This window comes from uncultured Victivallis sp., from assembly GCA_944389935.1.
Lineage (GTDB): Bacteria > Verrucomicrobiota > Lentisphaeria > Victivallales > Victivallaceae > Victivallis.
Window position 1 is genome coordinate 84,947 of the sequence record CALXOE010000004.1, and the last position, 22,985, is coordinate 107,931.

The 22,985-nt window shown below is 59.4% G+C and carries 21 protein-coding genes; 6 read left to right on the plus strand and 15 right to left on the minus strand.

The annotated features are described in order from the left end of the window. Positions 1-63: 63 nt before the first annotated feature. Both Q0J85_RS02460 and Q0J85_RS02465 read left to right on the plus strand, forming a co-directional pair. On the plus strand, positions 64-1,239 hold the full coding sequence (locus Q0J85_RS02460) for a glycosidase (protein ID WP_367274578.1): 1,176 nt from the start codon (positions 64-66) through the stop codon (positions 1,237-1,239). A gap of 14 nt (positions 1,240-1,253) precedes the next feature. Next, the gene (locus Q0J85_RS02465) at positions 1,254-2,156 is read left to right on the plus strand and encodes a PPK2 family polyphosphate kinase (protein ID WP_294477941.1); all 903 of its coding nucleotides are present in this window, start codon (positions 1,254-1,256) and stop codon (positions 2,154-2,156) included. A 128-nt stretch (positions 2,157-2,284) separates the two neighbouring features. On the opposite strand, the gene Q0J85_RS02470 is transcribed toward Q0J85_RS02465, so the two are convergent. From Q0J85_RS02470 to coaE, 4 genes are all read right to left on the minus strand, one after another. Next, positions 2,285-3,409 (minus strand): LysM peptidoglycan-binding domain-containing protein, encoded by a 1,125-nt coding sequence (locus tag Q0J85_RS02470; protein ID WP_294477944.1) that lies wholly within the window; start codon positions 3,407-3,409, stop codon positions 2,285-2,287. Between the two features lie 188 nt (positions 3,410-3,597). Then, complete coding sequence (locus Q0J85_RS02475) at positions 3,598-3,909, minus strand: septum formation initiator family protein (RefSeq protein WP_294477946.1); 312 nt, start codon at positions 3,907-3,909, stop codon at positions 3,598-3,600. Positions 3,910-3,944: 35 nt separating this feature from the next. After that, entirely contained in the window at positions 3,945-5,768 is a 1,824-nt protein-coding gene (gene rho / locus Q0J85_RS02480) for a transcription termination factor Rho (RefSeq protein ID WP_367274574.1), read from the minus strand. 62 nt (positions 5,769-5,830) lie between these two features. Beyond that, on the minus strand, positions 5,831-6,445 hold the full coding sequence (gene coaE, locus Q0J85_RS02485; RefSeq protein WP_294477948.1) for a dephospho-CoA kinase: 615 nt from the start codon (positions 6,443-6,445) through the stop codon (positions 5,831-5,833). Positions 6,446-6,671: 226 nt separating this feature from the next. On the opposite strand from coaE, the gene Q0J85_RS02490 reads away from it, so the two are divergent. Next, positions 6,672-7,229 (plus strand): NUDIX hydrolase, encoded by a 558-nt coding sequence (locus tag Q0J85_RS02490; RefSeq protein WP_294477949.1) that lies wholly within the window; start codon positions 6,672-6,674, stop codon positions 7,227-7,229. A 3-nt stretch (positions 7,230-7,232) separates the two neighbouring features. On the opposite strand, the gene Q0J85_RS02495 is transcribed toward Q0J85_RS02490, so the two are convergent. After that, positions 7,233-8,219 (minus strand): putative sulfate exporter family transporter, encoded by a 987-nt coding sequence (locus tag Q0J85_RS02495; RefSeq protein ID WP_294477950.1) that lies wholly within the window; start codon positions 8,217-8,219, stop codon positions 7,233-7,235. A 129-nt stretch (positions 8,220-8,348) separates the two neighbouring features. Between Q0J85_RS02495 and Q0J85_RS02500 the strand changes: the two genes are divergently transcribed. Then, positions 8,349-9,227, plus strand: coding sequence for a LysR family transcriptional regulator (locus tag Q0J85_RS02500; RefSeq protein ID WP_294477952.1), 879 nt, complete (start codon positions 8,349-8,351; stop codon positions 9,225-9,227). A 16-nt stretch (positions 9,228-9,243) separates the two neighbouring features. Here Q0J85_RS02500 and Q0J85_RS02505 read toward each other — a convergent pair whose 3' ends face one another. The 10 genes from Q0J85_RS02505 to Q0J85_RS02550 form a co-directional block, all read right to left on the minus strand. Continuing rightward, complete coding sequence (locus tag Q0J85_RS02505) at positions 9,244-11,310, minus strand: U32 family peptidase (protein ID WP_294477953.1); 2,067 nt, start codon at positions 11,308-11,310, stop codon at positions 9,244-9,246. Next, entirely contained in the window at positions 11,307-12,689 is a 1,383-nt protein-coding gene (locus Q0J85_RS02510; protein WP_294477955.1) for a DEAD/DEAH box helicase, read from the minus strand. Before Q0J85_RS02510 ends, Q0J85_RS02505 begins: the two co-directional genes overlap by 4 nt. After that, positions 12,686-12,967, minus strand: a complete 282-nt coding sequence (locus tag Q0J85_RS02515) for a hypothetical protein (RefSeq protein ID WP_294477956.1) — start codon at positions 12,965-12,967, stop codon at positions 12,686-12,688. The genes Q0J85_RS02510 and Q0J85_RS02515 overlap by 4 nt, the downstream gene beginning before the upstream one ends. A gap of 20 nt (positions 12,968-12,987) precedes the next feature. Next, complete coding sequence (locus Q0J85_RS02520) at positions 12,988-13,725, minus strand: hypothetical protein (RefSeq protein ID WP_294477958.1); 738 nt, start codon at positions 13,723-13,725, stop codon at positions 12,988-12,990. A gap of 22 nt (positions 13,726-13,747) precedes the next feature. Continuing rightward, positions 13,748-14,248: a hypothetical protein gene (locus tag Q0J85_RS02525; RefSeq protein WP_294477961.1), complete on the minus strand. Its 501-nt coding sequence runs from the start codon at positions 14,246-14,248 to the stop codon at positions 13,748-13,750. A gap of 34 nt (positions 14,249-14,282) precedes the next feature. Next, a complete protein-coding gene (locus Q0J85_RS02530; protein ID WP_294477963.1) occupies positions 14,283-15,260 on the minus strand; it encodes an RluA family pseudouridine synthase in 978 nt (325 codons plus the stop codon). A 73-nt stretch (positions 15,261-15,333) separates the two neighbouring features. Beyond that, a complete protein-coding gene (locus Q0J85_RS02535) occupies positions 15,334-18,675 on the minus strand; it encodes a hypothetical protein (RefSeq protein ID WP_294477964.1) in 3,342 nt (1,113 codons plus the stop codon). 15 nt (positions 18,676-18,690) lie between these two features. Then, on the minus strand, positions 18,691-19,560 hold the full coding sequence (locus Q0J85_RS02540) for a hypothetical protein (RefSeq protein ID WP_294477966.1): 870 nt from the start codon (positions 19,558-19,560) through the stop codon (positions 18,691-18,693). A 20-nt stretch (positions 19,561-19,580) separates the two neighbouring features. Continuing rightward, positions 19,581-20,318 (minus strand): hypothetical protein, encoded by a 738-nt coding sequence (locus Q0J85_RS02545; protein ID WP_294477968.1) that lies wholly within the window; start codon positions 20,316-20,318, stop codon positions 19,581-19,583. Positions 20,319-20,336: 18 nt separating this feature from the next. Then, positions 20,337-21,092 carry a hypothetical protein gene (locus Q0J85_RS02550; RefSeq protein WP_294477970.1) on the minus strand — a complete coding sequence of 252 codons (756 nt, stop codon included), beginning with the start codon at positions 21,090-21,092 and terminating at the stop codon, positions 20,337-20,339. Positions 21,093-21,427: 335 nt separating this feature from the next. On the opposite strand from Q0J85_RS02550, the gene Q0J85_RS02555 reads away from it, so the two are divergent. Together Q0J85_RS02555 and Q0J85_RS02560 are read left to right on the plus strand one after the other, a co-directional pair. Beyond that, complete coding sequence (locus Q0J85_RS02555) at positions 21,428-22,054, plus strand: FKBP-type peptidyl-prolyl cis-trans isomerase (protein WP_294477973.1); 627 nt, start codon at positions 21,428-21,430, stop codon at positions 22,052-22,054. Between the two features lie 55 nt (positions 22,055-22,109). Next, positions 22,110-22,973 carry a helix-turn-helix domain-containing protein gene (locus Q0J85_RS02560; protein WP_294477975.1) on the plus strand — a complete coding sequence of 288 codons (864 nt, stop codon included), beginning with the start codon at positions 22,110-22,112 and terminating at the stop codon, positions 22,971-22,973. The last annotated feature ends 12 nt before the right edge of the window (positions 22,974-22,985 follow it).

A 22,985-nucleotide genomic window follows, 5' to 3' on the forward strand; every position in this document is an offset into this window, starting at 1 on the left:
TAGAAAGAGGGCGGAAATCCAATGCGGCAACGCCCGCAAGCCGAAGCCAACAACCGGGAGGTGATTATGAGTTTTTACAAGAATGTCGATCTGCTGTTCAGGAAACACGAGAAACTGGTCTCGCGTCCGAACGAAATCCTGCCCGGGAACGGCGTGCTGAACCGCTTCAAGTATCCGGTCCTGACCGCCCGTCACGTGCCGGTCTTCTGGCGTTACGACCTCGACAAGAAAACCAATCCGCTGCTGCTCGAGCGCATCGGCTGCAATGCGACGATGAATTCCGGCGCCATCAAGTACGGAAAAAAATACTGTCTTGTCGTCCGCGTCGAAGGCTCAGATCGCAAATCGTTCTTCGCCGTGGCCGAAAGTCCGAACGGAATCGACAATTTCCGCTTCCGGGATTTTCCGATTACGATGCCCGAGACCGACGTTCCCGATACGAACGTCTACGATATGCGCCTGACCCGCCATGAAGACGGCTGGATCTACGGCATCTTCTGCACGGAACGGCGCGACCCGAATGCCGAGCCGGGAGATCTCTCGAGCGCCGTCGCCGCCGCCGGTATCGCCCGGACGAAAAACCTGACCGACTGGGAACGACTTCCCGACCTCAAATCGAAGAGCCAGCAGCGCAACGTCGTGCTGCATCCTGAATTTGTCAACGGGAAATACGCTTTCTATACGCGCCCGCAGGACGGCTTCATCGACGCCGGTTCCGGCGGCGGCATCGGCTGGGCACTCGTCGACGACATCAAAAACGCCGAAATCAAATCCGAGACCATCATCGACGAGCGCGCCTATCACACGATCAAGGAGGTCAAGAACGGCGAGGGTCCCGCCCCGATCAAAACGCCGCAGGGGTGGCTTCACCTCGCGCACGGCGTGCGCGGCTGTGCCGACGGATTGCGTTACGTGCTCTACATGTACATGACTTCGCTCGAAGATCCGTCGAAGAAGATCGCGAGCCCCGGCGGGTATCTGCTCGCCCCGGTCCGCAAGGAGCGCACGGGAGACGTTTCAAACGTGCTCTTCTCAAACGGCTGGATCGAGGACGACGACGGCACGGTATTCCTCTATTACGCTTCGAGCGACACCCGCATGCACGTGGCGGTTTCGACCGTTGAACGGCTCGTCGACTACTGCCTCAACACTCCGGAAGATCAGGGACGCTCCGCGGCTTCGGTCGCCACGCTGAACAAACTCATCGAGCACAATCTCAATCTGCTCAGAAAATTCTGAACGGGGAGTGCAGCATGAACCGATTCTACAACGCTTTCATCATCAAACCGGGGATGAAAGTCAATCTCTCGAAGCGCAATCCGTCCGAGACGTTCGATTTCAAAGACAAGGCGGCCGCCCTCGAACTGCTTGCGAAGAACAATCACCGCATCGCGCGGCTTCAGAGCGACCTCTATTCCGAGGGGAAGCAGTCGCTGCTCATCGTGCTGCAGGCACCCGATGCGGGCGGCAAGGACGGCACGATCAACAACGTCTTTTCAGCGATGAATCCGCAGGGATGCCGCGTCCAGTCGTTCAAAACGCCGACCAGCCTCGAACAGTCGCACGACTTCCTCTGGCGTGTCCACCCGGTCGTGCCGCGCCGCGGCGAAGTCGTGATCTTCAACCGCTCTTACTACGAGGCCGTGCTGATTGAGCGCGTCCACAAATTCGCGACGCCGGAACAGCTCGAGTATCGTTATCAGGCGATCAATGAGTTTGAAGAGCTGCTCAGTCACAACGGCACCCGCATCGTGAAATTCTTTCTGCATATCGACAAGGAGGAGCAGCTCCACCGCTTCGTCCGCCGCCTGAAACGTCCGGAAAAGCACTGGAAGATCTCCGCCAACGACTACCCGGAGCGACAGTTCTGGGACGAATACACCGAGGCGTTTGAAATGGCGATGATGAAGTGCTCCACCAAAATCGCCCCGTGGTTCGCGATCCCGGCCAACTGCAAGTGGTTTCGCAACCTCGCCGTCTCGCAGATCATCCTGGAAGAGCTCGAGTCGATGAAAATCAAGCTGCCCGCCCCCTCGGTCGACCTGCAGGAGACCCGCCGGCTCGCGGCCATCGAACTCTCCCGGCTCCGCCAGGAACGCAAAATGCGCAAAGCCCTGGCGAACGTCAGAAAGCAGCAGCGGGACAATCACTCGTAATCCACAGCCACGCAACTACTCGATCGATTCATGTTCTCCCCCCGGGGTTCTCTCCGGGGGGCTTTTGTTAACAGAAAAAAAGCGCGCCGAATCAACGACGCGCTTTGGAAACATACGTTGCGGGAACGTTATTTCTGGGCCGGAACAAACAGCACCAATCCCTTGGTCAGCTTGCCGTCAGCCGGAATCAGACCGACATTGAGCTCTTTGAGCTTGTCAACGGTGGTGTTGTATTTCGCGGCGAACTCCTCAACCGTGATATCCTCCGTGACATCTTTCGGCGTCGACTCACCGACGACGATGTCGACCGACTCCTCCACCACCGCGGCGCCGTTGTCCGCAGGAACGGCAGGCGTCGAAGTCGCGCTCGGCGTCACCTGCTGCGCCCCGGAAGTCTCCGTGGACTCTCCGCCGGCAAGAATCCGATCGAGTTCATTATCCTGTTCGCTCTTCTGGGTCGACGGCTGCGACACCGGCGTCGAGACCGGCCGGCTCACCGGCGTCGCCGCGACCGAAGTTGCGCTGCCTTTGCCCGGAACAACCAGTTTCTGACCGATCTGAAGCCGCTTTGCCGATTCCTGAGTCAGATTGTTCGCTCTCATCAGTTCCGACTCTTTCACGCCGAGCTTGCGGGCGATTTTCCCCGGGAAGTCGCCGGGTTGCACGGTATAGGTGCCGTCGGCATTGAGCCCGCCTTTCTTCGTCGTCGCGGCGATGCCCGCGGCGGCTCCGCTCCGACCGCTCCGGCTGGAGACTTTCACCGCACCGGTCGAGCCGGGAATCACAAGTTTCTGGCCGATGCGCAGACGACGGGCTTTCGCCTCATCAAGGTTGTTCGCCTGCATGATCGAAGCGGTCGAGACGCCGTAACGCTTCGCAAGATGGCCGACCGTATCGCCCGCCTTGATCACATGCGTAGTGCCGCCTTTGGCGGTGCTCACAGCCCCGGTACTCCCCTGGGCAGAAACCTCGCTCACCGGCGAAGAGGAGAGTTTCTCCATCGGAACATACTGCGGGACAGAGGGACGCTGCAGCACAGGAGCCGCCGGCTGCTGCGGAACGTTCTGCTGCGGCACACTCTGCGACACCTGCGGCATCGGAGTAACCTGGCCATCCTGATAGCCTCCGGTCATTCCCTGATCCGTCGGAACGAATTCACGCTGAGCCATTACCTGATTGCTGCAACCGGCAACGCCGAACATTCCCACGCACAGAGCCGCGGCTCCGAGCACAACGCCTTTGCTCTTTTTCACTGTTCTTTCCCTTCTAAAAAAATAAACCCCATGGTATTGCGATCCGAAATCCGGACATTTCCTCCGGCCGAAAACGGCTGAAAAAAACGTCCTTTCCATAATATAGAAACCTCTCCGGCAAAATCAACAGGAAAAAACCGGAAAAATGCAAATTATTTATCCGAACGGAAACAGTGCGCCGTTTCCGGTCATTTTTCCTCCGTCGCCGGAACCGAATAACGGATGACCTGTTCCCCCTCCTTGACCAGTCCGAACTTTTCCCGGGCGACTTTTTCAACCGCTTCGGGCGAACGGGTCAGATCGGCGACTTCCGCACTGAGCCGGGCACTTTCATCGCGGTGATCGTTCAATTTTTCCGTGAGAGTTCCGAGTTCAGCCTGCTTCATCCGGTAGCTGCGGTAAACCGGCAGCAGCAGCACCATTGCTCCGGCGAAAATCAGCACCAGAACCAAAAGCAGCAGATAGGTCGACATCGAACTTTTTTTTCTGTTCTCGCTCATGAATGCCCCCTCCCCGGCTTCCGTCCGGCCGGGAATCAGTTGTTGTTCGGCTGCAGCGTCAGCAGGAACTCGATGTTGCTCCGGACTTTCTTCAGCCGTCCCAGCAGAAGCTCCATCGCCTCCGCCGCCGGGACGCCGTTGATCGCCTTGCGCAGCATCCAGACCTTGCTCAGCTCATCCGGGTGCAGCAGCAGCTCCTCCTTGCGCGTACCGGACTTCTCGACGTTGATCGCCGGATAGATGCGCCGGTCGGAGACGTTGCGGTCCAGATGCAGCTCCATATTGCCCGTGCCCTTGAACTCCTCGAAGATCACGTCGTCCATGCGGCTGCCGGTCTCGATGAGCGCGGTCGCGATGATCGTCAGACTTCCGTGGTTCTCGATGTTGCGCGCCGCGCCGAAGATCTTCTTGGGTTTGTGCAGCGCAGTCGCATCGACGCCGCCGGTGAGGATCTTGCCGCTGTGCGGCTGGAGCGTATTGTAAGCGCGCGCCAGGCGCGTGATGCTGTCGAGCAGGATCACAACATCATGTTTGTATTCGACCATCCGCTTCGCTTTCTCGATCACCATCTCGGCGACCTGCACATGGCGCTCGGGCGGCTCGTCGAACGTCGAACTCACAACCTCCGCATCGACGCTGCGCTTCATATCGGTCACCTCTTCCGGACGTTCATCGATAAGCAGGATGATGAGTTTCACCTCGGGATTGTTCGCCCGGATGCTGTTCGCGATTTTCTGGAGCAGCACGGTTTTGCCGGTGCGCGGCGGGGCGACGATGAGTCCGCGCTGTCCCTTGCCGATCGGAGTCACCAGATCGACGATCCGCGTCGAAAAATCATTCGGATCCCGCTCGAGCACAAGCCGCTGCGTCGGGAAATAAGGGGTCAGGCTGTTGAATGGAATGATCTCTTTCTTGCGCTCGGGCGAATCGTTGTTGATGCTCTCGACTTTCAGCATCGCGAAGAAACGCTCCTTTTCACGCGGCGTGCGGATCTGTCCCGCGACAAAGTCACCCGTCTTGAGCGCAAACCGCTTGATCTGAGAGGGCGAGAGATAAATATCCTCCGAGCACGGCAGATAGCAGTAACTCGCACTGCGCAGAAATCCGAAGCCGTCGGGCAGCACCTCGAGATAACCCGATCCGTACATCTGCCCGCACTTTTCGGCATTCGCCCGCAGAATCTCGCACACGAGCGTCGACTTGTCGAGAGCGCCGATCCCCTCAATGCCGAGCTCCGCACCCATCGCGGCAAGCTCCTGCATCGATTTCTCCTGCAGTTCGGAGATATTCAGCGAAGAAACCACATGATCGCGCGGCACATCCCGGTCACGGCGGTTCCCGTTCCCGTTCCCGTTTCCGTTCCCGTTGCGTCGATGATCGCGCTCCTGGCGGTCAAAACGCTGCTGGCGATCGGGACGTTCAAACCGGTCGGGCCGATCGGTTTTCTCCCCCCTCTCTTCCCGCTCCGGTCGCGCGGGGGGATTCCCAGCAGTCTCTTCCGGCAGCGGCCGCTCCGGGGTTCTCCCGGTTGACGCGGAATCGAGTTCCTCGATCAGAAGCTCGCGCATGACCTCCTCCGCAGTCGGTTCCGCGATATGTGGAAGCTCTTCTGCGACAACTTGTTCCGTTGCAGGACCGACCGGACGGCGCGGAGGACGGCCGCGGCGGCGGGGAACCGGGGCTGCGGCATGTTCGTCCGCTGCAGACGGAGAACCCGGCGCGGAGGGTGCTTCCGCCGTCACGTCGACGGATTTCTTCTTCGTCGAACCGGGACGCCGCCCGCGTTTTTTCGGACCGGGAGCGGCCTCGCCCGCGGAGCTTTCGTCGTTCATCGGAATGAGTTCATCGGAGTCGTTCATGTTGCTGTTCCTGCATCTTATTGAATTTGAATGTTCATCATAAATATCGCAATCGCGGACGCTTACGCATCCAGCCGCGGGGAAGTGGCGGCTTTCCAGTCCTCGATCAGCCGCTCCACCTGGAGTTCCAGTTCACGAATGTCGCCGTTGTTGATGAGGGCGATGTCCGCCCGCTCGAGTTTCGCATCCGCGAACAACTGGCGCGCCTCCCGCCGGCGGATCTCCACGTCGGAGAAATGCCGCTGTTCCCGCAGTCTCGCGCGGCGAATCTCCGGCGCGGCCCAGACAGCGACGACACGATCGAAATGTCCCTCGTAACCGGCCTCGTAGAGCAGCGGAATTTCATAAGCGCCGTCCGCGCCGTCCTTTCGGCAGCCGTCGATCAGCTCTTCGAGTTTCCGCGACAGCTCCGGATAGAGAAGCCCGGTCAGAAACTCAAGCTCTTCCGGCTTCTCAAAGACGATCTCTCCGACCCGGCGTCGATCGACCGTTCCATCCGACGCCAGAACGCCGACACCCCAGCGCTCCGCAAGTCTGCGGGCAATCGCACCCCCGGGCTCGGCATACAACCCATGGCACAGTGAATCCGCGTCGGCCGTCCGCCATCCGCGCGCAGCGAACGCGGCAAGCACGGAACTTTTCCCGCAGCCGAACGCACCGGTTATTCCCAGAATCATAGAAAATCGTCTCGTCAATCCCCAGCCCGGAAACACAACTTCCGGTGGCCGTTTGTCTTGAATAGAGTCTCCCGAAAAAATCCGGCGACCCCGTCTGGATAAAGAGCTTTGAACGGGAGAGATTCTTTCTCCCGACAGCGACAAAGCACGCTGTTTTATCATAAATTAACTTGATTTATTCATTTTGCAAGTGCATTTTAAAGAAAATTCACAATATTGGAGCAAAATGAAACCGGAAATCATTGGGAAGAGAGTGCTCGGCGAGGGCCGTTTCCTGACCCTGAGCGAACTCGAATACAACGACGGCAGCGGCAAACTCCGCCGCTGGGAGGCCTGCGACCGCGCCGGAAACGGGGCGGCCGCCTTTATTCTCGCGCACATCGTGCCGGACGATGAACTGCTGTTCGTCCGTCAGTTCCGCCCGCCCGCCGGACGGCTCATGCTCGAATTTCCGGCCGGACTCATCGACCCCGGCGAAACACCCGAGGAGACCGCCGTCCGCGAACTCTATGAAGAAACCGGCTACCGCGGCAGAGTCATCGGCTGTTCCCGTCCCGGCTGGAGTTCTCCCGGCCTCACCGGAGAAACCATCTGCATGGTAAAAATAGAAATCGACGGTGACGCTTACCGCGGTCAAACCGTCGAATCTCATCCCGAGGAGTGTGAACACATCGAAGTGTTCCGCGTCAGACGCGCGGAACTGGCTGCGTTCGTGGCCGCGCAGGAAGCGCAGGGTGTCGGCATCGACACGAAGATCTACACCTACCTCGCGGCCATGGAGTGACTTTTACTTCACGAGCCCGAAGTGAATCGCCGCGCACCAGACCGACGCGAGGATGATCCAGAGCACCACGCCGTGAATCACCGGCTTGAGACCCAGCTCCTTGAGCTTCGCGCGGTTCAGATTCGCGCCGATGAGGAAGAGCGTCACGATCATCATGTACTTCGAGAGCTCCTTGAGGAAGTGTCCCGCTTCGACCGTCCCCGGAATCCAGGTCACCAGCGCCGACGCGATCAGGAAGCCGGGGATGAACCACGGAACCTTGAACCGGATCTTCCGCTTCTCCCCCTCCGCCGCCTCCGCGACGAACATCGAGAGGAACATCGTCACCGGGATGATCCAGAGCGCCCGGGCGAGTTTCACGGTCGTGCCGACCTCCAGCGCCTCCGGTCCATAGGCCATCGAAGCGCCGACTACCGAACTCGTGTCGTGAATGCCGAGCGCCGACCAGTAACCGAACTGATACTCGCTCATCCCGAGTGCGTGACCAACCGCCGGGAACACCAGCAGCGCCACCGCGTTCAACGTGAATACCACCGCCGAGGCGATCGCAATGTCGTGCGCTTTCGCTTTCAGAACCGGAGCCGCAGCCGCAATCGCGCTGCCGCCGCAGATCGAGGTGCCGACGCTGATGAGATACATCGTGTTCTTCTGCAAACCGAGCCGCTTGCCGAGCAGCACGCCGAGCCCGAGTCCCATCGCAATTCCCACGAGCGTGTAGATGATTCCGTGCGCACCGGCCTTGAGCACTTCAACAAGATTCATGCCGCAGCCCATCCCCACGATCGCCGCTCCCAGCAGCGGAGAGGTCAGTTTCGCCGTCAAGGCCTCAAACGGATTCCCCCATGCCACCGCGAAGATCACGCCGCAGATCACCGCCACCCCGGGCGCGTGATTCCGCAGCTGGGGGAATACCCACGGCAGAATGAAAAATGCGGCGGCAAGCGCCAGAAATACCCCTTGTTTGATGCGGAATTCAAGATTCGGTTTCATACCCGGGCTCCTTATGGTTTGGTGAAACGTTGTCGTATAATATAACCACTGTTTTAAAAATTTAAAATTATTGCCGATTATCTATTGATAAATTATAATTATAGGTATAAAGTAATTCGGGAGGCAACGATGATCGATCGAAAACTGGAAATCTTCCGAATGGCGGCACAGCTCCGGAACTTTACGGAGACCGCGACGGTGCTCGGCATGACGCAGCCGAACGTGACGCACCAGCTCGCTCTGCTCGAAAAAGAGCTCAACGTCCGGCTCTTCGTCCGGGACGGACGGCGCATGAAGCTCACTCCGGCGGGGAAAGCTCTGGCCGAGGAGTGCGAACAGCTTTTCGCCGGCGCGGAGAAGCTCGTTCGCTCGGTTCAGTGCGCAGCCTCCGGGGTCCGCAACTTCACCGTCGGAGGAACACTCACCGCGGGGGGGTATCTGCTGCCGGGACTCATGTCGGCTTATATGAAACGCCATCCGGAAAACAGCCTCGAACTGAAAATCGCCAATACGCACGGCATCGAGGAGCTGCTCACCACGCAGAAGCTCGATGTGGCATTGGTGGAGGGTCCGTTCGAGCAGAAATTTTTCTTCTCAACTCCGTTCTGCCGCGATGAACTTGTTCCCGCTTTCGCTCCCGGAACATGTCCGGCGGAGTTTTCGCTCGAAGCGTATCTGCGCGAGGGGAAACGGCTGATATTGCGCGAAGCGGGTTCCGGCACGCGCTACCATTTCGAGCGATTTCTGAAACAGAATGACCTGCCCCGTCCGAATCCAGGCAATGTTCTGGAAGTAAACAGCTTCGACGCATTGAAACTCTTCGTGCGGCAGGGGATCGGCATCACGGTCATTTCGCAACTCGCGATCCGCGACGAGCTTGCGGCGGGCTGGCTCGAGTGCGGCCGTTTCACCGAGGGAGCGATCGAACGGGAGCTCAATTTCATCTATCTGCCGGGGGAAAATCTGCGTTTTGCCGAGGAGTTCATCGCATTCTGCCGCCAGGCGTGACCCCCTCGGGGAGCGGCTACAGCCACTCGCGTTTCCGGAAGTCGGGCGGGAAATCGGGATAGAGCTTCGACACTCCCTCTCCGCGCCTCACGTGAAACCGGCGGCCGCGCCCGTCGACCCAGACACTGTGATCCGGCAGCGGCAACCGGGTCACCAGCACCGGGGTCTCTCCGGCGGACGGCCCGGCAAACGGCAGAGGAGAATTCGCCCGGAACGCCTCGCAGGCTGATTCGTCAAGTTCGGCAAACGGTTCAACGGCAGAAACGCCGCAACGCTGCAGCTCTTTCGCCGCGCGGGAGTTGCACACGGGCAACGGGAACGAGGCCACCATCCGGCAATCGGGCGGCAGCTCCCGCAACAGTTCCAATCCATATATGCCGCCGATCCGGAACGTGCGGACTCCCTCCCCATATGCGGCCCGGAGCTTCTCCCGCAGTGCGGCGAGCTCCCCCTCCGGCACGAAACCAGGCAGAACGAACTCCTCCCCGCAAGACTGCCACTCCGCAACTGCGGCGACCGGTGCGGCGGACTCGCGTGCGAAAAGTTCCAGCGCGGCAGCCCCCGCAGAATCGGCGAGCTCCGGCGTCAACCGTTCCGCCGCCCACGCCCAGAATTCGCGTCGGAGCGACTTGAGCACGCTGGCCGGAACGAAAAAGGCGCCCGCGATTTTCACATCGACATCGGGTGCGCTCCACGGTTCCGGCACGGCAGAACCGAACGCCGCACACGCATCCCCGATTGAAAACGGACGGTTTCCGGCCGGGGCGAAATCGACTTCGCGCTCCCACTCTTCCCCAGGCAGTTCCGCGATGGAACCGCACCATTTCGACGCGCTCAACTGCAGTGACACCTTGAGCGGATGCCGTCCTGCGGGCAGCGATGCCGCCTGGCGGCTGAAATCATACCCGTTTTCGCCGATCTTGTAGAGCAGCCAGCCGGAACGTGCCGAGTAGTTGCCGGGGATGAAACAGAGCGTTCCGGGACGTACTTTCACCACCTCCGCGCCCCGGCTCCGCAACGAAATCAGCGTAAAACTCTCCCCCTCCCCCCCCTCGGGCGGAACGGAACGGAGCCGGTCGCCGAGATGGAGTTTTTCCAGAGCGGAAACCGTAATTCCGCCGGGAGTCCGCTTTTCGACCCGGCCGGCGACGACACCGAACGACCCGAGGCGCTCCGCATCGACCAGCGTCCGGTATTCCCGTGCAAAGAAGTAACCGTTTGAAGCGCGCCGCGTCGCCGTCGAGCGCAGCAGCTGCTCCGCCTCCGCAAGGAGTCCGGGGGGCGAATCGACCGGACCGTCGAGCAGCAGCCGGTACGCTTTCACGGTTTTCCAGACATAATCGGGCGAACGCAGCCGCCCCTCGATTTTCAGGGAAGCGACGCCGATACGCCGCAGCTCCGGCAGCAGCGGGACTCCATACAGATCGCGCGGCGAGAGGAAGAACCCGCTCTTCCCGCCGATTTCGTACCGGCGGCGGCACGGCTGCTTGCATTTGCCGCGGTTGCCGCTGCCACTCCCGGTCGCCGAGGAGAGCAGACACTGCCCCGAGAGCGAACAGCAGAGCGATCCGTGAATGAACACCTCAAGCTCGAGCTCCGACTGTTCCGCAATCGCCCGGAGCTCGTCGAGCGTGACCTGTCGTTCGAGGATCACGCGCCGGATTCCGAGCCGCGCCGCGGCGGCGACTCCAGCCGAGTTATGAATTCCCATCTGCGTAGAAGCGTGCAACGTCAGCGACGGAAAATATTCCCGAGCGAGTGCGAGCACCCCGAGGTCCTGCACGATCAGCGCGTCGGGCCCGAGTTTCGCGAGTTCCGCGAGGTATTCCGCCACTTCCGGCAATTCGCGCTCTTTCACGAGCGTATTGAGCGTGAGATAAAGTTTCCGGCCGCGCGCATGCGCGTACTCCAGCAGCCGCGCAAGCGAATCGGGGGTGAAATTCTCCGCCCGTTCGCGGGCGTTGAACCTCCCGAGCCCGCAGTAAACCGCATCCGCTCCGGCATCATACGCCGCAAGCGCGGTCTCGAGATTCCCCGCCGGAGCGAGCAGTTCCGGGCGGTCTGTCACACCGATCTTCTTCATTTGGAATAAGCCTCATGTTCGCGGCGGCGGGCGCTCACACTCTCCTCGCTGGTACCCGCGCTGACCAGTTCATACAGCAGCGCCTGCTCCTTGCCGGGAGCGGGGCGCAGAATCCGGCCGAGACGCTGCACATGCTCGCGCACACTCGCCGACCCCGAAAGAACGATCCCGACCGCGACCGCCGGAACGTCCACCCCCTCATTCAACACCTTGCTCGTGACCAGCACCGTGCACCGGCCCTCGCGAAAGAGATTCAGAAACTCCCTGCGCTCACCCGGTTTCGTCCGGTGCGTGATGACCGGCCAGCAGAACCGGCGGCCGAGATCGTAAGCCGTCGCGTTGTCCGCCGTGAAAATAATGATCCTCTCGCCCGCGTGCCGGCTCACGATCTCCCAGACCATGCGGATCTTCGCCTCGCCGCCGCGCGCGATGCGCCGCTGTTCCAGAAACGCCCGGAACACCTCCCGACCGTGCGGATGGCGCGCACACAGCCCGAGAAACCGCCCCCACTCCGATTTGAACCGGAAATTCAACCGGTTCGCAGCGAGAAAATCGGTGTACACCCTGCGGTTGCGCGCATACGCCTCCGCTTCCTCCGGATCAAGTTCGACCGCAACCGGAATCGTCCGGTAGTGCGACAAAACCTTCCCCTCGAGCTCTCCGATCCCGACCCGGCAGACGATCGGCCCGATCAGATCCTCGAGCACGGCGGCGCGATCCTCCGGCAGCTCCGGCGTAGCCGAGAGCCCGAGCCGGTACGGTGCGATCGCCATCGCCGCCGCGAGCCGCGTCTCCGGCCCCGGCAGGTGGTGGCACTCGTCCGCCACGAGCAGGGCGAAACGGTTGCCGATGAACTCCATGTTCAACACCGCCGAATCATAGGTGCTGACCGTCAAGTCCCGAATCTCATGCTCCCCGCCGCCGAGCATACCGATTTCACGTTGGAAAAAGTGTTCCAACACCCCCACCCACTGCCCGAGCAGGTCGATCGTCGGCACGAGATAGATCGCCGGCCGCTTCAGGAAAGCCGTCACCATCACCGCAAGCACCGTCTTGCCGCTGCCCGTCGGCAACGCGGCAACCCCGCGGAAGAGCCCTGAACGCCAGGCCTCGAAAGCGGCTCTCTGGTGCGGCCGCGGCACAAGTTCCACCGCGAGCGCCAGATCCTCCAGCGGCGCAAACGCCCGGGCCGCATCCCGAAACGCGATTCCCGCCCCCTGAAGTCCGAACACGATCGAGGCGTAGTCGCATCCCCGCCCCCGAAAATTCCGCGTCCGTTCATCAAAACGCAGAAAACGACGGAGCTGTTCAGGCAGCTCCGCCGTATCCATACCGGAAAGCGTCAGCGTCCCGGCCTCAAAGGCGAGAATCGGCTTCATCGCAGATTCTGCGGCCGGAATGCACCGATCGCCCCGACGGTGAAAAACACGACGAGGGCAATCACCACAACCGTCCAGCCGTATTCAATCACCCGCCGGCCGAACTCCTCAATCCGGCCGCTGACCAGCAGAAAGAGCGCGACGAGAATCCCCACCGTAATCCCGGCGGAAAGCCCCCATCGCAACCCCCGCTTCCAATCCGGATAATCAGGGATATCCACGGCTTCGATCTGCCGCATCAGCTCTTTGAATCTGGGATCGTCTTCCGGATCGCTCATAGTTCCTCCGAATCGGATGTTCAGAAACTGAAGTTCAGAATCGGAAACACCGGAATCCAGGCATCCTTGTTGTAATTGATCGCGCCGAACTGCACGCCCTTGCCGTTCGTCATATTCAGCAACCCGAGCTGCAGCGCGCCGCCGTCCTCACCGGCCTTGTTCACGAAACCGCACTGCACGCCGGTGAACGGCCCGTCCGCAATGCTGACGGCCCCGGCCTGAAATCCGGTGAACCCTTTCGACAACGCCAGCGCGAGCCCGCCCTGAATACCGATAAAGTTCTTCGCCTGCGAAATGAACGCGAACTGCGCCCCCTGTACATCACCTGCCAGAGCATAGGGGCCGGTCGCCTGGAGGCCGTTCAATGAACCGGTGTTCAGCGCCGTCACGAACGCCGCCTGAAGCCCGTTCAGATCACGGCTCTTGACCGCAACCCAGCTCGCCTGCCCGCCGTTGATCGTGTCGGTACCGGAATAGACCCACGAAACCTCGAGCCCGAACACCCGGCCGACGCCGCCCGAAGCGACCCAGCCGGTCTTGAGCCCGTACACATTTGAATTCCACGTCGAATTCGGGACGTTCGGCAGAAACACGATCTGCAGAAACGTCCACTTGTCCAGCGGCTGCGGCGTGTCGGGATCGTTGTAATTGCCGAACGCTTTGGCCTGCACTTTCGGCTCAGGAACCGAGGCCGCTTCCGCAGCGAACACTCCAGCCAGACAGCCGACCATCAGCGAAAATACCAGAAACTTTTTCATCGTTCACTCCTCCGGAAGCTCTTCAGAAATTGAAATTCACAATCGGCAGACAGAAGATCGGCCCGTTCTCGACAAAGTTCAGCAGCCCGATCTGAAACGTCTCGTCGTCGGCGAAATTCACGATCCCGAGCTGCAGTCCGCACACTTTCACGGACATGTTGACCAGCGAAAACTGAATCCCCGTTACCTCTTCCGCCTGGCAGGTGATGAGGCTGCACTGCAACCCGTTCACCTCATTGCTGCCGGCCCAGAGCACCGATGCCTCGACCCCGTTCACCGGAGCTTCTCCTCCGGAAATCGGCGCCCCGACCTTGACGCCGTAAGTCTCCGTGACCCCGGCGTCCGACGGAACTTCCGGGAAAAACTGCAGATTGATGAACGTCCATGGATAACTCTGCGGCTGCATCTTAGTCGCCGCGGCCGGGACCTGCGTCGGGGCGGCCGCCGCGGGTGCCGGTTCAGCCGCCGACACTCCAAGCGCCAGAAACGCGAGAATCGCCATGGCCAGGAATTGTTTTTTCATCTCAAGTCCTCCTCTCTTAAGGTTAAAGGATACGTTAATATAAGCCGATTTTTCCCGGAATGCAAGCTGCCAACTCCTCCGGGAGCGGAGATTCCACCCGGATAAGCTCATTTGAAACCGGATGCCGCACCTCCAGCAGAGTCGAATGCAGCGCCTGACGCGACACAATCAGCTTCGCGCGATCCTCCGGCGTGACCTCCCGGGAACGGATTTTCAAGTAGATTGCATCGTCCGGCCCGTAGAGCTTGTCGCCGAAAAGCGGATACCCGAGCGAGAAAAGCGTCGCGCGGATCTGGTGCAGTCTCCCCGTCTCCGGCACGGCGCGCACGAGAGAGCCTTTCGCTCCGCACAATTCCGGAATCAGGACCGTCCGCGCCGACTCGATCTCCAAAGCACCCTCCGGCGGGCGCTGCCCGAAGACGAAACGCCGTTTCTTGCGCACCGAGCTCGATGTATCTTTGATCAGAAAACCGTATGCCTCCACCCGTTCGGAAAAACTTCCGAACACCAGGGCGAGATACTCTTTCCGCATCGGCCACGAGGGTTTGCACAGTTTCGCCGCGGCCGCCGGATTCTTCGCGGCGATCAGCAGCCCCGAGGTCTCGCGGTCGAGCCGGTTCACAAGGTGAATCCGCCCGTACTTCGTACAGAGCAGATGCCAGAGCGTATGACGGAAAAACGGCCCGGAGGGGTGCACACAGAGATTCCCCGGCTTATCCACGATCAGCAACTCCTCATCCTCATAGGCGACTCGATACGTGAGCTCCGCCTCCGGTTCGGGCAGGTCTCCCGGAAAATATTCGAGTTTGTCGTGCAGCGCCAGAATCTGCTCCGGTCGCGCGGGGGCGTCGTTCACCATGATCTCGCCGCGCGCGATCCGCTCACGCCACTCATCGAGACTGCGATAGGTGAAACGGGCGGCCAGATAATCGTCGAGCCGCAGCCCTGTACCGCTCCAGTCGATCGAGCTGCGGATCACCCGCCGCGTCAGATCCTCGAATTGATTCTTCACGATTGTTGATCCTTTCCTTGACAGAAAAAAGGGCGGAGGAGCCGCCTCCCCCGCCCGCAGGAAATGCCTCCCGTCACTCGATATACTCGATCTGCCGGACGATGATCTGCCCCGTCGTCGGATTGTTCTCCATCGTCACAAGCAGCTTGACTTCGCCCGTGATCTCGTCGAAGTAGAGATACTTGTCGTTCGCGGGGAAATCCGCCGGGAACGTGCTGTCGTCCTCTTCCACGTCGAACTGACCGTAATCACAATCGCTCTTCGTTTCGACGGATCCGTCGTACTTGATCCGGGAGATCGGCCCCTTCAGGTCCCGGATCGTCTGGGCGACCACGACGAACCGGATCATATTCGAGACACTGTTGCTCCCCTTGATCAGGTTGATCGTCTTGCCGATGATCTCTTCACGCTGGGCATCCGGGAGAGTGTCGTAGTTCGTGACGATCCCGAAACCGTTCGCGAGGCAGCGCTCGTCATCCGTTTTCCAGGCGAGGAACTGGGCGCGGTTTTCAAACGGATCCTTGTAATTCGGATAAGTGGCGCTGAACTTGTCGACCGCCTGCTTCATGGCATCCACCACGGCGGAATCCGTGGCAGCTCCCCACGAGATCTGCGTACCGGGGATCGGCTGACCATCCCCGGGGAATGTATCGCCGAACAGATCTCCGATCGACTGTCCGCGGTAGATGTTGTAGAAGAGCGCACTGCCCATCTGGTCATCCCACGTCGTGTAATCCGGATTCAACGTCAGATTATTCGACAGCATATTGACGTTGAGCTTGCCGTAGCAGTAGGCGCCGTCGGCGATTTTCACCTGCTCCAGCAGACCGCCGTCGCCGCCGGCGAACGAGGTACCGCTCTCCTCCCAGGTCGAATCTCCGTCGCCGGGCTGACGCATATCCTCATTCCGGATCGGCTCGGTCTCGGCACCGGGACGCATGGCGTTCGTCAAGTTGATCGTCTGCCACGCTTTTCCACGATGGATCACGCCCAGCTCCCACAGCGAACGCATCGGCGCATTCCGGATATACGCGGTAGAGAGGTGACTGTCCGTGGAGGTATCCGCATCCGTCTGCCAGGCCGGATCTTCGACGGTCTCGTAATCGCCGACGACGACTTCAACCGAGGCTTCATTCAATTCCGTCTCCCGTCCGGAGGGGTTCGAGACATCCTTGTTCACGAGTCCGTCCCCCCAGGAGGAATCGAGGGAAGTTGCCGCAAAATCAACTTTCATCGAAAGCACACCATCATCGTAAGGATTCGCATCCGGCGTGGAGGTGGTTTTGTCACTGTCGTATTCGACCCAGGCGATGTCGCTGAACGTCCGCCAGTCGCTGGCATCCTCATCGTAACCATCACCCTTGAGATTCTCTTTCACGTTCAGATTCTGGCGCGGATCGCGCGCCTGCATGCCGGCAAGATAGATCTTCTGATCCTTGACATCCACGGCGAACGTGCCGGTTCCTCCGGCATTGATATCGATAAAACCGGCATTCTCGCCGCTCGCCTGATAGCCCTCGACATTCTGGAACAGGGAAATTTCCGGGGAGGTGTAACTCTTATCCCAGCGGACAAAGTCGACACCGACCTCCTTCGTCGCAGCTCCGACACTCTCCTGTTTGGTCAATGTCATGCCCTGAACCTTGAAGTCAAACGGCTTCACCGCGAAACTCACATGCGTGAGCTCGACACTCGAGGAGTATTTCCCGGTGACGACGTCGGAAATCACTCCATTCTCGTCGCCGGACAACTCGACCGTGGAATCCGAAAGCGAGAGGTTCAGGTGATTCACGGCATAACCCGATTTCCAGAGACCCGTGGCGAACACGATCTCCCGGATGTCGGAAACCGGAGACTCTTCCGTGCCGGTCGCAAGTTTGATCGGGAACGTTTTTTCCGCGGTCACCGTCGTCTCCTCCTGCGGGGAGGTCTCGGTCGCCTTGTATGTGATCTTGATCTTCGCTTTCACTTCCAGATTGAATGTGAACCCGGAAGCCGGGAGATTCACGTAGAGCGTATACGGATCCGACGGGGTCTCCTCGTAAATGCTGATGAGTTCCGCCGCGAGATCGGCGTTCACGTCCGCCTTGATTTTCATGCCGGTGGCGGAGGTGGTGTTCTCCACGGTCGGATTGATGTTGAAACCGAATGCGAACTCGTTGATGTACGGAGTTTTTTCATTGCCCGTATACTTCGGCCATCCGGTTGAGATATCGGAAGTATTGAGATTCTCTTTCCACAATTCGGCGCTCACGTCGGAGGTGGGAATCGAATCGCTGTCGCAGTAGTCGTTCAGATTCGCGGCGATCTGATGCCGGCGGACCGCGAGCGACTCGAAGCTGCCGGAGGAGTTCCCGATGAATTTCAGAAACGGCAGACCGACTCCGGCCGGGGTCCATTTGTCGGTGATCTTGAATTCGATGCTGTCCCCCGCAAGTTTCTCAACGACCTCTTTGGAGTTCCAGCCGCTCGCAGAGAGCCCGTCGAACCGGTCATACCACTCGTCGGAAATCGTCCCGGCATCGGAATCGAGTTCGCCGAGGTTGAAACGGTGATAATACTCCCGGGACTGCCCGGACGGGTTGTAAAGATAATACTCGGGATCAGCTGCGACCGTTCCATCAATGAACCAGCGTCTCAACCACGCCTCTTTGTTCTCCTTGTCCGTGGCGAAAAGCGTATCTTTATACGCATTGAAAAACGCATCGAATGTCGAGGCCTCCATGTCATCCTCGTTCGCCGGAGCCTCGGAGGTCTCCCACCCGTTCAAAACGGTGGTCTCGTTGAGATTGAGCTCGTTGATGTCCGCGCCGATCCGGATCCGCCACGGCTTCCGCGACGGGTCGCCCTGATTGTAAACGCCGCGCAGATTGTGATCGAGATTGATCTGCGCCGTGGTGGTCATGGGAATCAGCTGATACGCAACCCGGCCGACGATCCTGTCCTCGCCGTCCTCATCCTCCGCCGTGATGTAGGACCACTCGCCCCGCAGGTCGGATGCGATATCGTAAGTCGTAAGCCAGGTGCCGGGAATCAGTTTGGAATCCTCGTTACGCAAACCGTCCGCAGCGGCGATGTCCAAGTGATTCGGTTCCCCGCCCGCCGTGCCGACGAGGTCGTAATAACTGCGGACATCCATGAAGTTGGCCGGTATGAAAGATGTATAAGCCGCTCCGGTCGGCGGATTCGTCGCCTTGTACTGGTAATACATCAGGGAAATCGCCATGCGGCTGATCGCCGACTGTGCAAGCATCTTCGCCTGACTGCGGCTGCTGTTGTTGTTCGCGATCTTCTGCGCCAGCAGCGAATTCGCCACAAACGCCAGTCCCATGATGAGCAGCAGCGAAAGAACCCCGAGTGCGAACAACAGGGCAACTCCGCGCTGATTTTGCTGGTATGTTCTTCTCTTTTTCATAGCCGATCAATCCTGTTATTCTTTGATGTTCATTCGTGACTGTTCGCCGATGAAAACCGTGCGTGAAAACGTGTAGGCATGCGTTTTCCGGAACTGGACGCGCGCGTTGTCGGTCGATTCGATCTCCTCGGTATTGCCGTCATCACTGCCGCTCATCGATTTCCAGATCGTGAAATCCGCCGGGGAAAGCATCGTCAATTTCAATTCCACCATGAACGGAAACTCATCGTAGTTGGTCGTGGAGTCCGAAATCTTCCTGAACCCGGTGGCGGCGTCGAAATCAAGCTCGTAGGGAGTGATCTCAAACGAAGTCACGTTGCGCACGAGCACGGAACCGTAAGGTTCGGACCGGTCCGGATCTTCCGTCGTATTCTTGAGCTGCCCGTCGAGCTTGTCGACCACCCCCGACAGAGCCGCGTTGAAATCCGTAACCGGCTCGAGTCCGTACGGGGGGAAATATTTGGTAAAATCACTCTCCTCGCTGCAGAAAACCGCGATTTTGAGTTCATCATCCTGACCGGTGGAGGGAGATTTCGACTCGTCCCCGAGCTGGAACGATACGTACTTCAGCCGTCCGCCGGGCAGATTCTGCATCGACTGCGTCGCAAAGTAGATCTTGTGCCGATACTCTTTGCTCCGGTTGATGCGGAACGGAATTCCGCCCTCGCTGTAAAACGAATTCTGCAGCATCGTCGTCATCACATCCATCGCGACGCGCGCATCCGCATAAAGGCTGTTCCGCTGTTCCATCGACTGCCAGAGCCGCTGGGAGCCGACGAAGAACTGCAGAATGAATCCGAGGATAATCAGGAGGACTCCCATGGAGACCAGGAGCTCCACCAGCGTGAATCGGCGCTTCGCCGTATTGATTGCCTGCTTTCTCATCTCAAACTCCTGTTTCTCTATCAATCATAATACCGGTAAGCCTCATTGAAAATCTCCTGCCGGAACAGCCGCTTCTCCCGCTGATCGTAAGGTGCCTGCGCCGGCCAGCTGATCTCGATGCAGAGCACGGTCGCATACTGGTTGACCGAGTCGCTGCTGTAACTGGAGGGGTTCACAGTCACTTCCGTATAATCGTTATCAGCGGCATCCAGCGCATAGAACGAATACTCTTCTCTCCAGACTTTCACAACCGCCGCAAAATCGACGATATCCCCCGTCATCTGCTTGTAGAGGAACGCGCTGTTCTCATAAGAACTGCCGCTGCTCTGGAGCAGATAGAGATTGTCCGTAATGCTCCGGGCGCCGCCTTTCTTATAGTCATCGCTGAGAGGGTCGATCCCCTCGTATTTCGTGCCGCTCCTGGGCTCGCCGAGATCCTTGACCTGATTGTAACTTGTGGCGATCTTATTCGAGAAGAAAAACTCACTTTGCGAGGGAGCCGATGGAGTCTCCCCCGCCTCGACCGTGCTCTTCCGGTCATCCGCGATCTTCGCCCATTCGGCGGCGCAGCCCGCCCGGAGAAATCCCATCAGGTACTCGCCGATATCCGCGAGGTTGTTGTCCGCAATCGCCGACTTGTTCGCGTTGATCCCGACCGGGAACAGCACGAGAATACTCGACATGCCGATCGCCAGCACCGCGAGCGCAAGCGCGATTTCGACCATATTGAAACAGTGTTTGACCAATCGCTTTTTCATTTCATCGAATCCCTTTCATCACTCCGGAAGCGGATAATACTCGACCCGGCCGGTGAATTTATTGATCGAAAGCATCTTCCAGTTGACCGGATTGCCGTCGGCATCTTTCGTGGGATAGACAATTGTGTCTCCATTCGGAACCGCCTCGGCGATCACCAGCCGCAGATCCTGATCCCCGACCAGCCCGCCGTAGGGGGAAAACACCACGAGACAGCACTTCACATCCGCCGAGTTCGGTGTGGTGCCGTCATTGCTGTCCAGATTGCCGTAACGCAGATTCTTCAGATCGGCAAGCGCGTCAAATTCATCGTCGGACTCGGTGGATTTCGCCACATCCTTGACGCCGTCGCCCATTTTATAGTCATTGTAATCACTGTCATCTTTCGCCATCACGCGGACCAGCATCGCGCCGTCCGGGGCGTTCTTCCACTCCTGCCCATCCACCCAGCGGACAAACTCCCAGCCGCTGGTACCGGATTTCACATATGCGAGACGGAAACCGCCGTGACTGAACGGCTGCACCAGACTCAGCGACTCATCTTCCCAGGCACTCCGGTCGTTCGGCAGCACCAGCGCCACGTACTTCCGGCTCCGGACGGCCTGCGACTGCGCCTGCTCCAACCCGAGCTTCAGCCCCGACGCCAGCTGATCGACCCGGTTCCCGCGGATCATCCTGTTGAAGGCGGGCAGCATCAGAGACATAATCAGTCCCATCAGCAGCATCACCACGAGCAGCTCTATGAGCGTGAATCTTCGACGGCCTCTCTCTTTCATAACCTCTATTCCAACCAGTTTTTTACCCAAACGACGACTCATTCGTTCCATCTCGGAAAGAAATTCCTTTTTCCACCGATTCTACTATAAGAGCGTGAATTCCATTTTTCAATCCGCTCTCCGGAACTTTTTTCAAAAATTATCCGTCACTTATCCGTTTTTTCCCAAATCGCCCATGAGGTGAAATGACGGAAAAGTGACGGATCACCGGCTTTCCGCCTCAAATTGCCAAAAACCGCGCGATTTTCCCGCCCGGCGACTTGAAAAGCCGCCCTCCCCGCGGTACTGTATCTCAATTTCGGAATTTCCCATCATCAAATCGATCAAGGAGCATCATGAGCGAACCGTTTGCCAATCAGAACGACAAGATGAGCTATGCCATGGGCATGAATCTCGGCGAATACCTCAAGGGCAATCCCGTCGGACTCAACCTCGACGCGACCATCGACGGCCTGCGCGACTTCGCCGCCGGCAACCCGCGCCTCTCCCGCCAGGAGTATGTCGCAACCATGCAGCTTCTCCAGCAGCAGATGCAGGAGGCCGCCCGCAGACAGGTGGAACAGGCCGCAGCCGCCAACGCCCTCGCGGAAAAGAACTTCATGGCGGAAAACGCCAAACGCCCCGGCGTCACCGTCACCGCAAGCGGACTCCAGTACGAAGTTCTCAGGCAGGGCTCCGGCGCAAAACCCGCCGCCTCCTCCGTCGTCCGCGTCCATTACACGGGAACTCTGCTCGACGGAACCAAGTTCGACAGCTCCGTCGACCGCGGAGAACCCGCGGAATTCGGCGTCAACCAGGTCATCGCCGGCTGGACGGAAGCGCTTCAGCTCATGCCCGTCGGCAGCAAATACAAGCTCTACATCCCCGCCGCCATCGCCTACGGCGCACGCGGCGCGGGCGAAGCGATCCCGCCGAACGCGGCTCTGATCTTTGAAGTGGAACTCCTCGACATCGTCGGGTAACCCTCCCCGTCCGGGCGGCGGATCACTCCACTTCCCCGCCCGGAATGGAGGCAGCATGAAATCACAGCACCATTTCCCGCCGGGAACTCTCCCGCTCAAGGTTCTGAAGTTCGATCATCAGAATACCGTCGGACTGCACGAGCACGATTTTCACGAACTCGTGCTCGTCATCGCCGGAGAGTGCCGCCATATCACGCCGGCAGAGTCCTACACCCTCTCCGCCGGCGACATCTTTCTCATCAAGCCCGGCAACCCGCACGGCTATGCGGTCGAGCACGATTTCGCCCTCTACAACATCCTCTATTTTCCCGAAAAACTCAAGCTGCCGCTCTTCGATCTCACAGACGAGCCCGGATTCCGCGCCTTTTTTGAACTCGAACCGGAACTCCGGAGGCAGTTCGGTTTCCGCAAGCATTTCCGCCTCGGCAAGAGCGTGCTCGACGAACTCGCGCTCATCGTCGAGCGCCTGCGCCGGGAGCTCGAATCCGAGGATTCCGGTCATGACTTTCGCGCGGTCACTCTCTTCATGCGGCTGATCGAACGGATCTCCCGTCTCTGCAGCAGCTCGGCGCTCTATCGCGAAAACGATGAACTCTTCCGCCTGAGCGAAGTCGTGAGTTTCCTCGAGCAGCACCGGCGCGAACCGCTCTCCGTGAAAGCGCTCTCCGAACGCGCCGCCATGTCGCCGGCCACCTTGAACCGCGCATTCCGCCGCGCCGTCGGCAAATCCCCGCTGAACTATCTCAACGACCTCCGGCTCTCCGGAGCGGAACTGCTGCTGCGCGAAAAGCCGGAACTCTCCATCGCGGATGTCGCGGCCGAATGCGGAATCCCCGACAGCAATTATTTTTCACGCCTGTTCAAGAAACGCAACGGCTGCACGCCGCGCGACTATCGCCGAAACTGCCGCAACGTCTGAATCCGGAGGAAT

Coding starts and splice junctions, on each gene's coding strand:
- Q0J85_RS02535 (WP_294477964.1), bottom strand. CDS start 18,675: ATGAAAAAGAGAAGAACATACCAGCAAAATCAGCGCGGAGTTGCCCTG.
- Q0J85_RS02560 (WP_294477975.1), top strand. CDS start 22,110: ATGAAATCACAGCACCATTTCCCGCCGGGAACTCTCCCGCTCAAGGTT.
- Q0J85_RS02505 (WP_294477953.1), bottom strand. CDS start 11,310: ATGAAGAAGATCGGTGTGACAGACCGCCCGGAACTGCTCGCTCCGGCG.
- coaE (WP_294477948.1), bottom strand. CDS start 6,445: ATGATTCTGGGAATAACCGGTGCGTTCGGCTGCGGGAAAAGTTCCGTG.
- Q0J85_RS02520 (WP_294477958.1), bottom strand. CDS start 13,725: ATGAAAAAGTTTCTGGTATTTTCGCTGATGGTCGGCTGTCTGGCTGGA.
- Q0J85_RS02500 (WP_294477952.1), top strand. CDS start 8,349: ATGATCGATCGAAAACTGGAAATCTTCCGAATGGCGGCACAGCTCCGG.
- Q0J85_RS02510 (WP_294477955.1), bottom strand. CDS start 12,689: ATGAAGCCGATTCTCGCCTTTGAGGCCGGGACGCTGACGCTTTCCGGT.
- Q0J85_RS02475 (WP_294477946.1), bottom strand. CDS start 3,909: ATGAGCGAGAACAGAAAAAAAAGTTCGATGTCGACCTATCTGCTGCTT.
- Q0J85_RS02495 (WP_294477950.1), bottom strand. CDS start 8,219: ATGAAACCGAATCTTGAATTCCGCATCAAACAAGGGGTATTTCTGGCG.
- Q0J85_RS02490 (WP_294477949.1), top strand. CDS start 6,672: ATGAAACCGGAAATCATTGGGAAGAGAGTGCTCGGCGAGGGCCGTTTC.
- Q0J85_RS02550 (WP_294477970.1), bottom strand. CDS start 21,092: ATGAAAGAGAGAGGCCGTCGAAGATTCACGCTCATAGAGCTGCTCGTG.
- Q0J85_RS02515 (WP_294477956.1), bottom strand. CDS start 12,967: ATGAGCGATCCGGAAGACGATCCCAGATTCAAAGAGCTGATGCGGCAG.
- Q0J85_RS02545 (WP_294477968.1), bottom strand. CDS start 20,318: ATGAAAAAGCGATTGGTCAAACACTGTTTCAATATGGTCGAAATCGCG.
- Q0J85_RS02465 (WP_294477941.1), top strand. CDS start 1,254: ATGAACCGATTCTACAACGCTTTCATCATCAAACCGGGGATGAAAGTC.
- Q0J85_RS02525 (WP_294477961.1), bottom strand. CDS start 14,248: ATGAAAAAACAATTCCTGGCCATGGCGATTCTCGCGTTTCTGGCGCTT.
- rho (WP_367274574.1), bottom strand. CDS start 5,768: ATGAACGACTCCGATGAACTCATTCCGATGAACGACGAAAGCTCCGCG.
- Q0J85_RS02555 (WP_294477973.1), top strand. CDS start 21,428: ATGAGCGAACCGTTTGCCAATCAGAACGACAAGATGAGCTATGCCATG.
- Q0J85_RS02540 (WP_294477966.1), bottom strand. CDS start 19,560: ATGAGAAAGCAGGCAATCAATACGGCGAAGCGCCGATTCACGCTGGTG.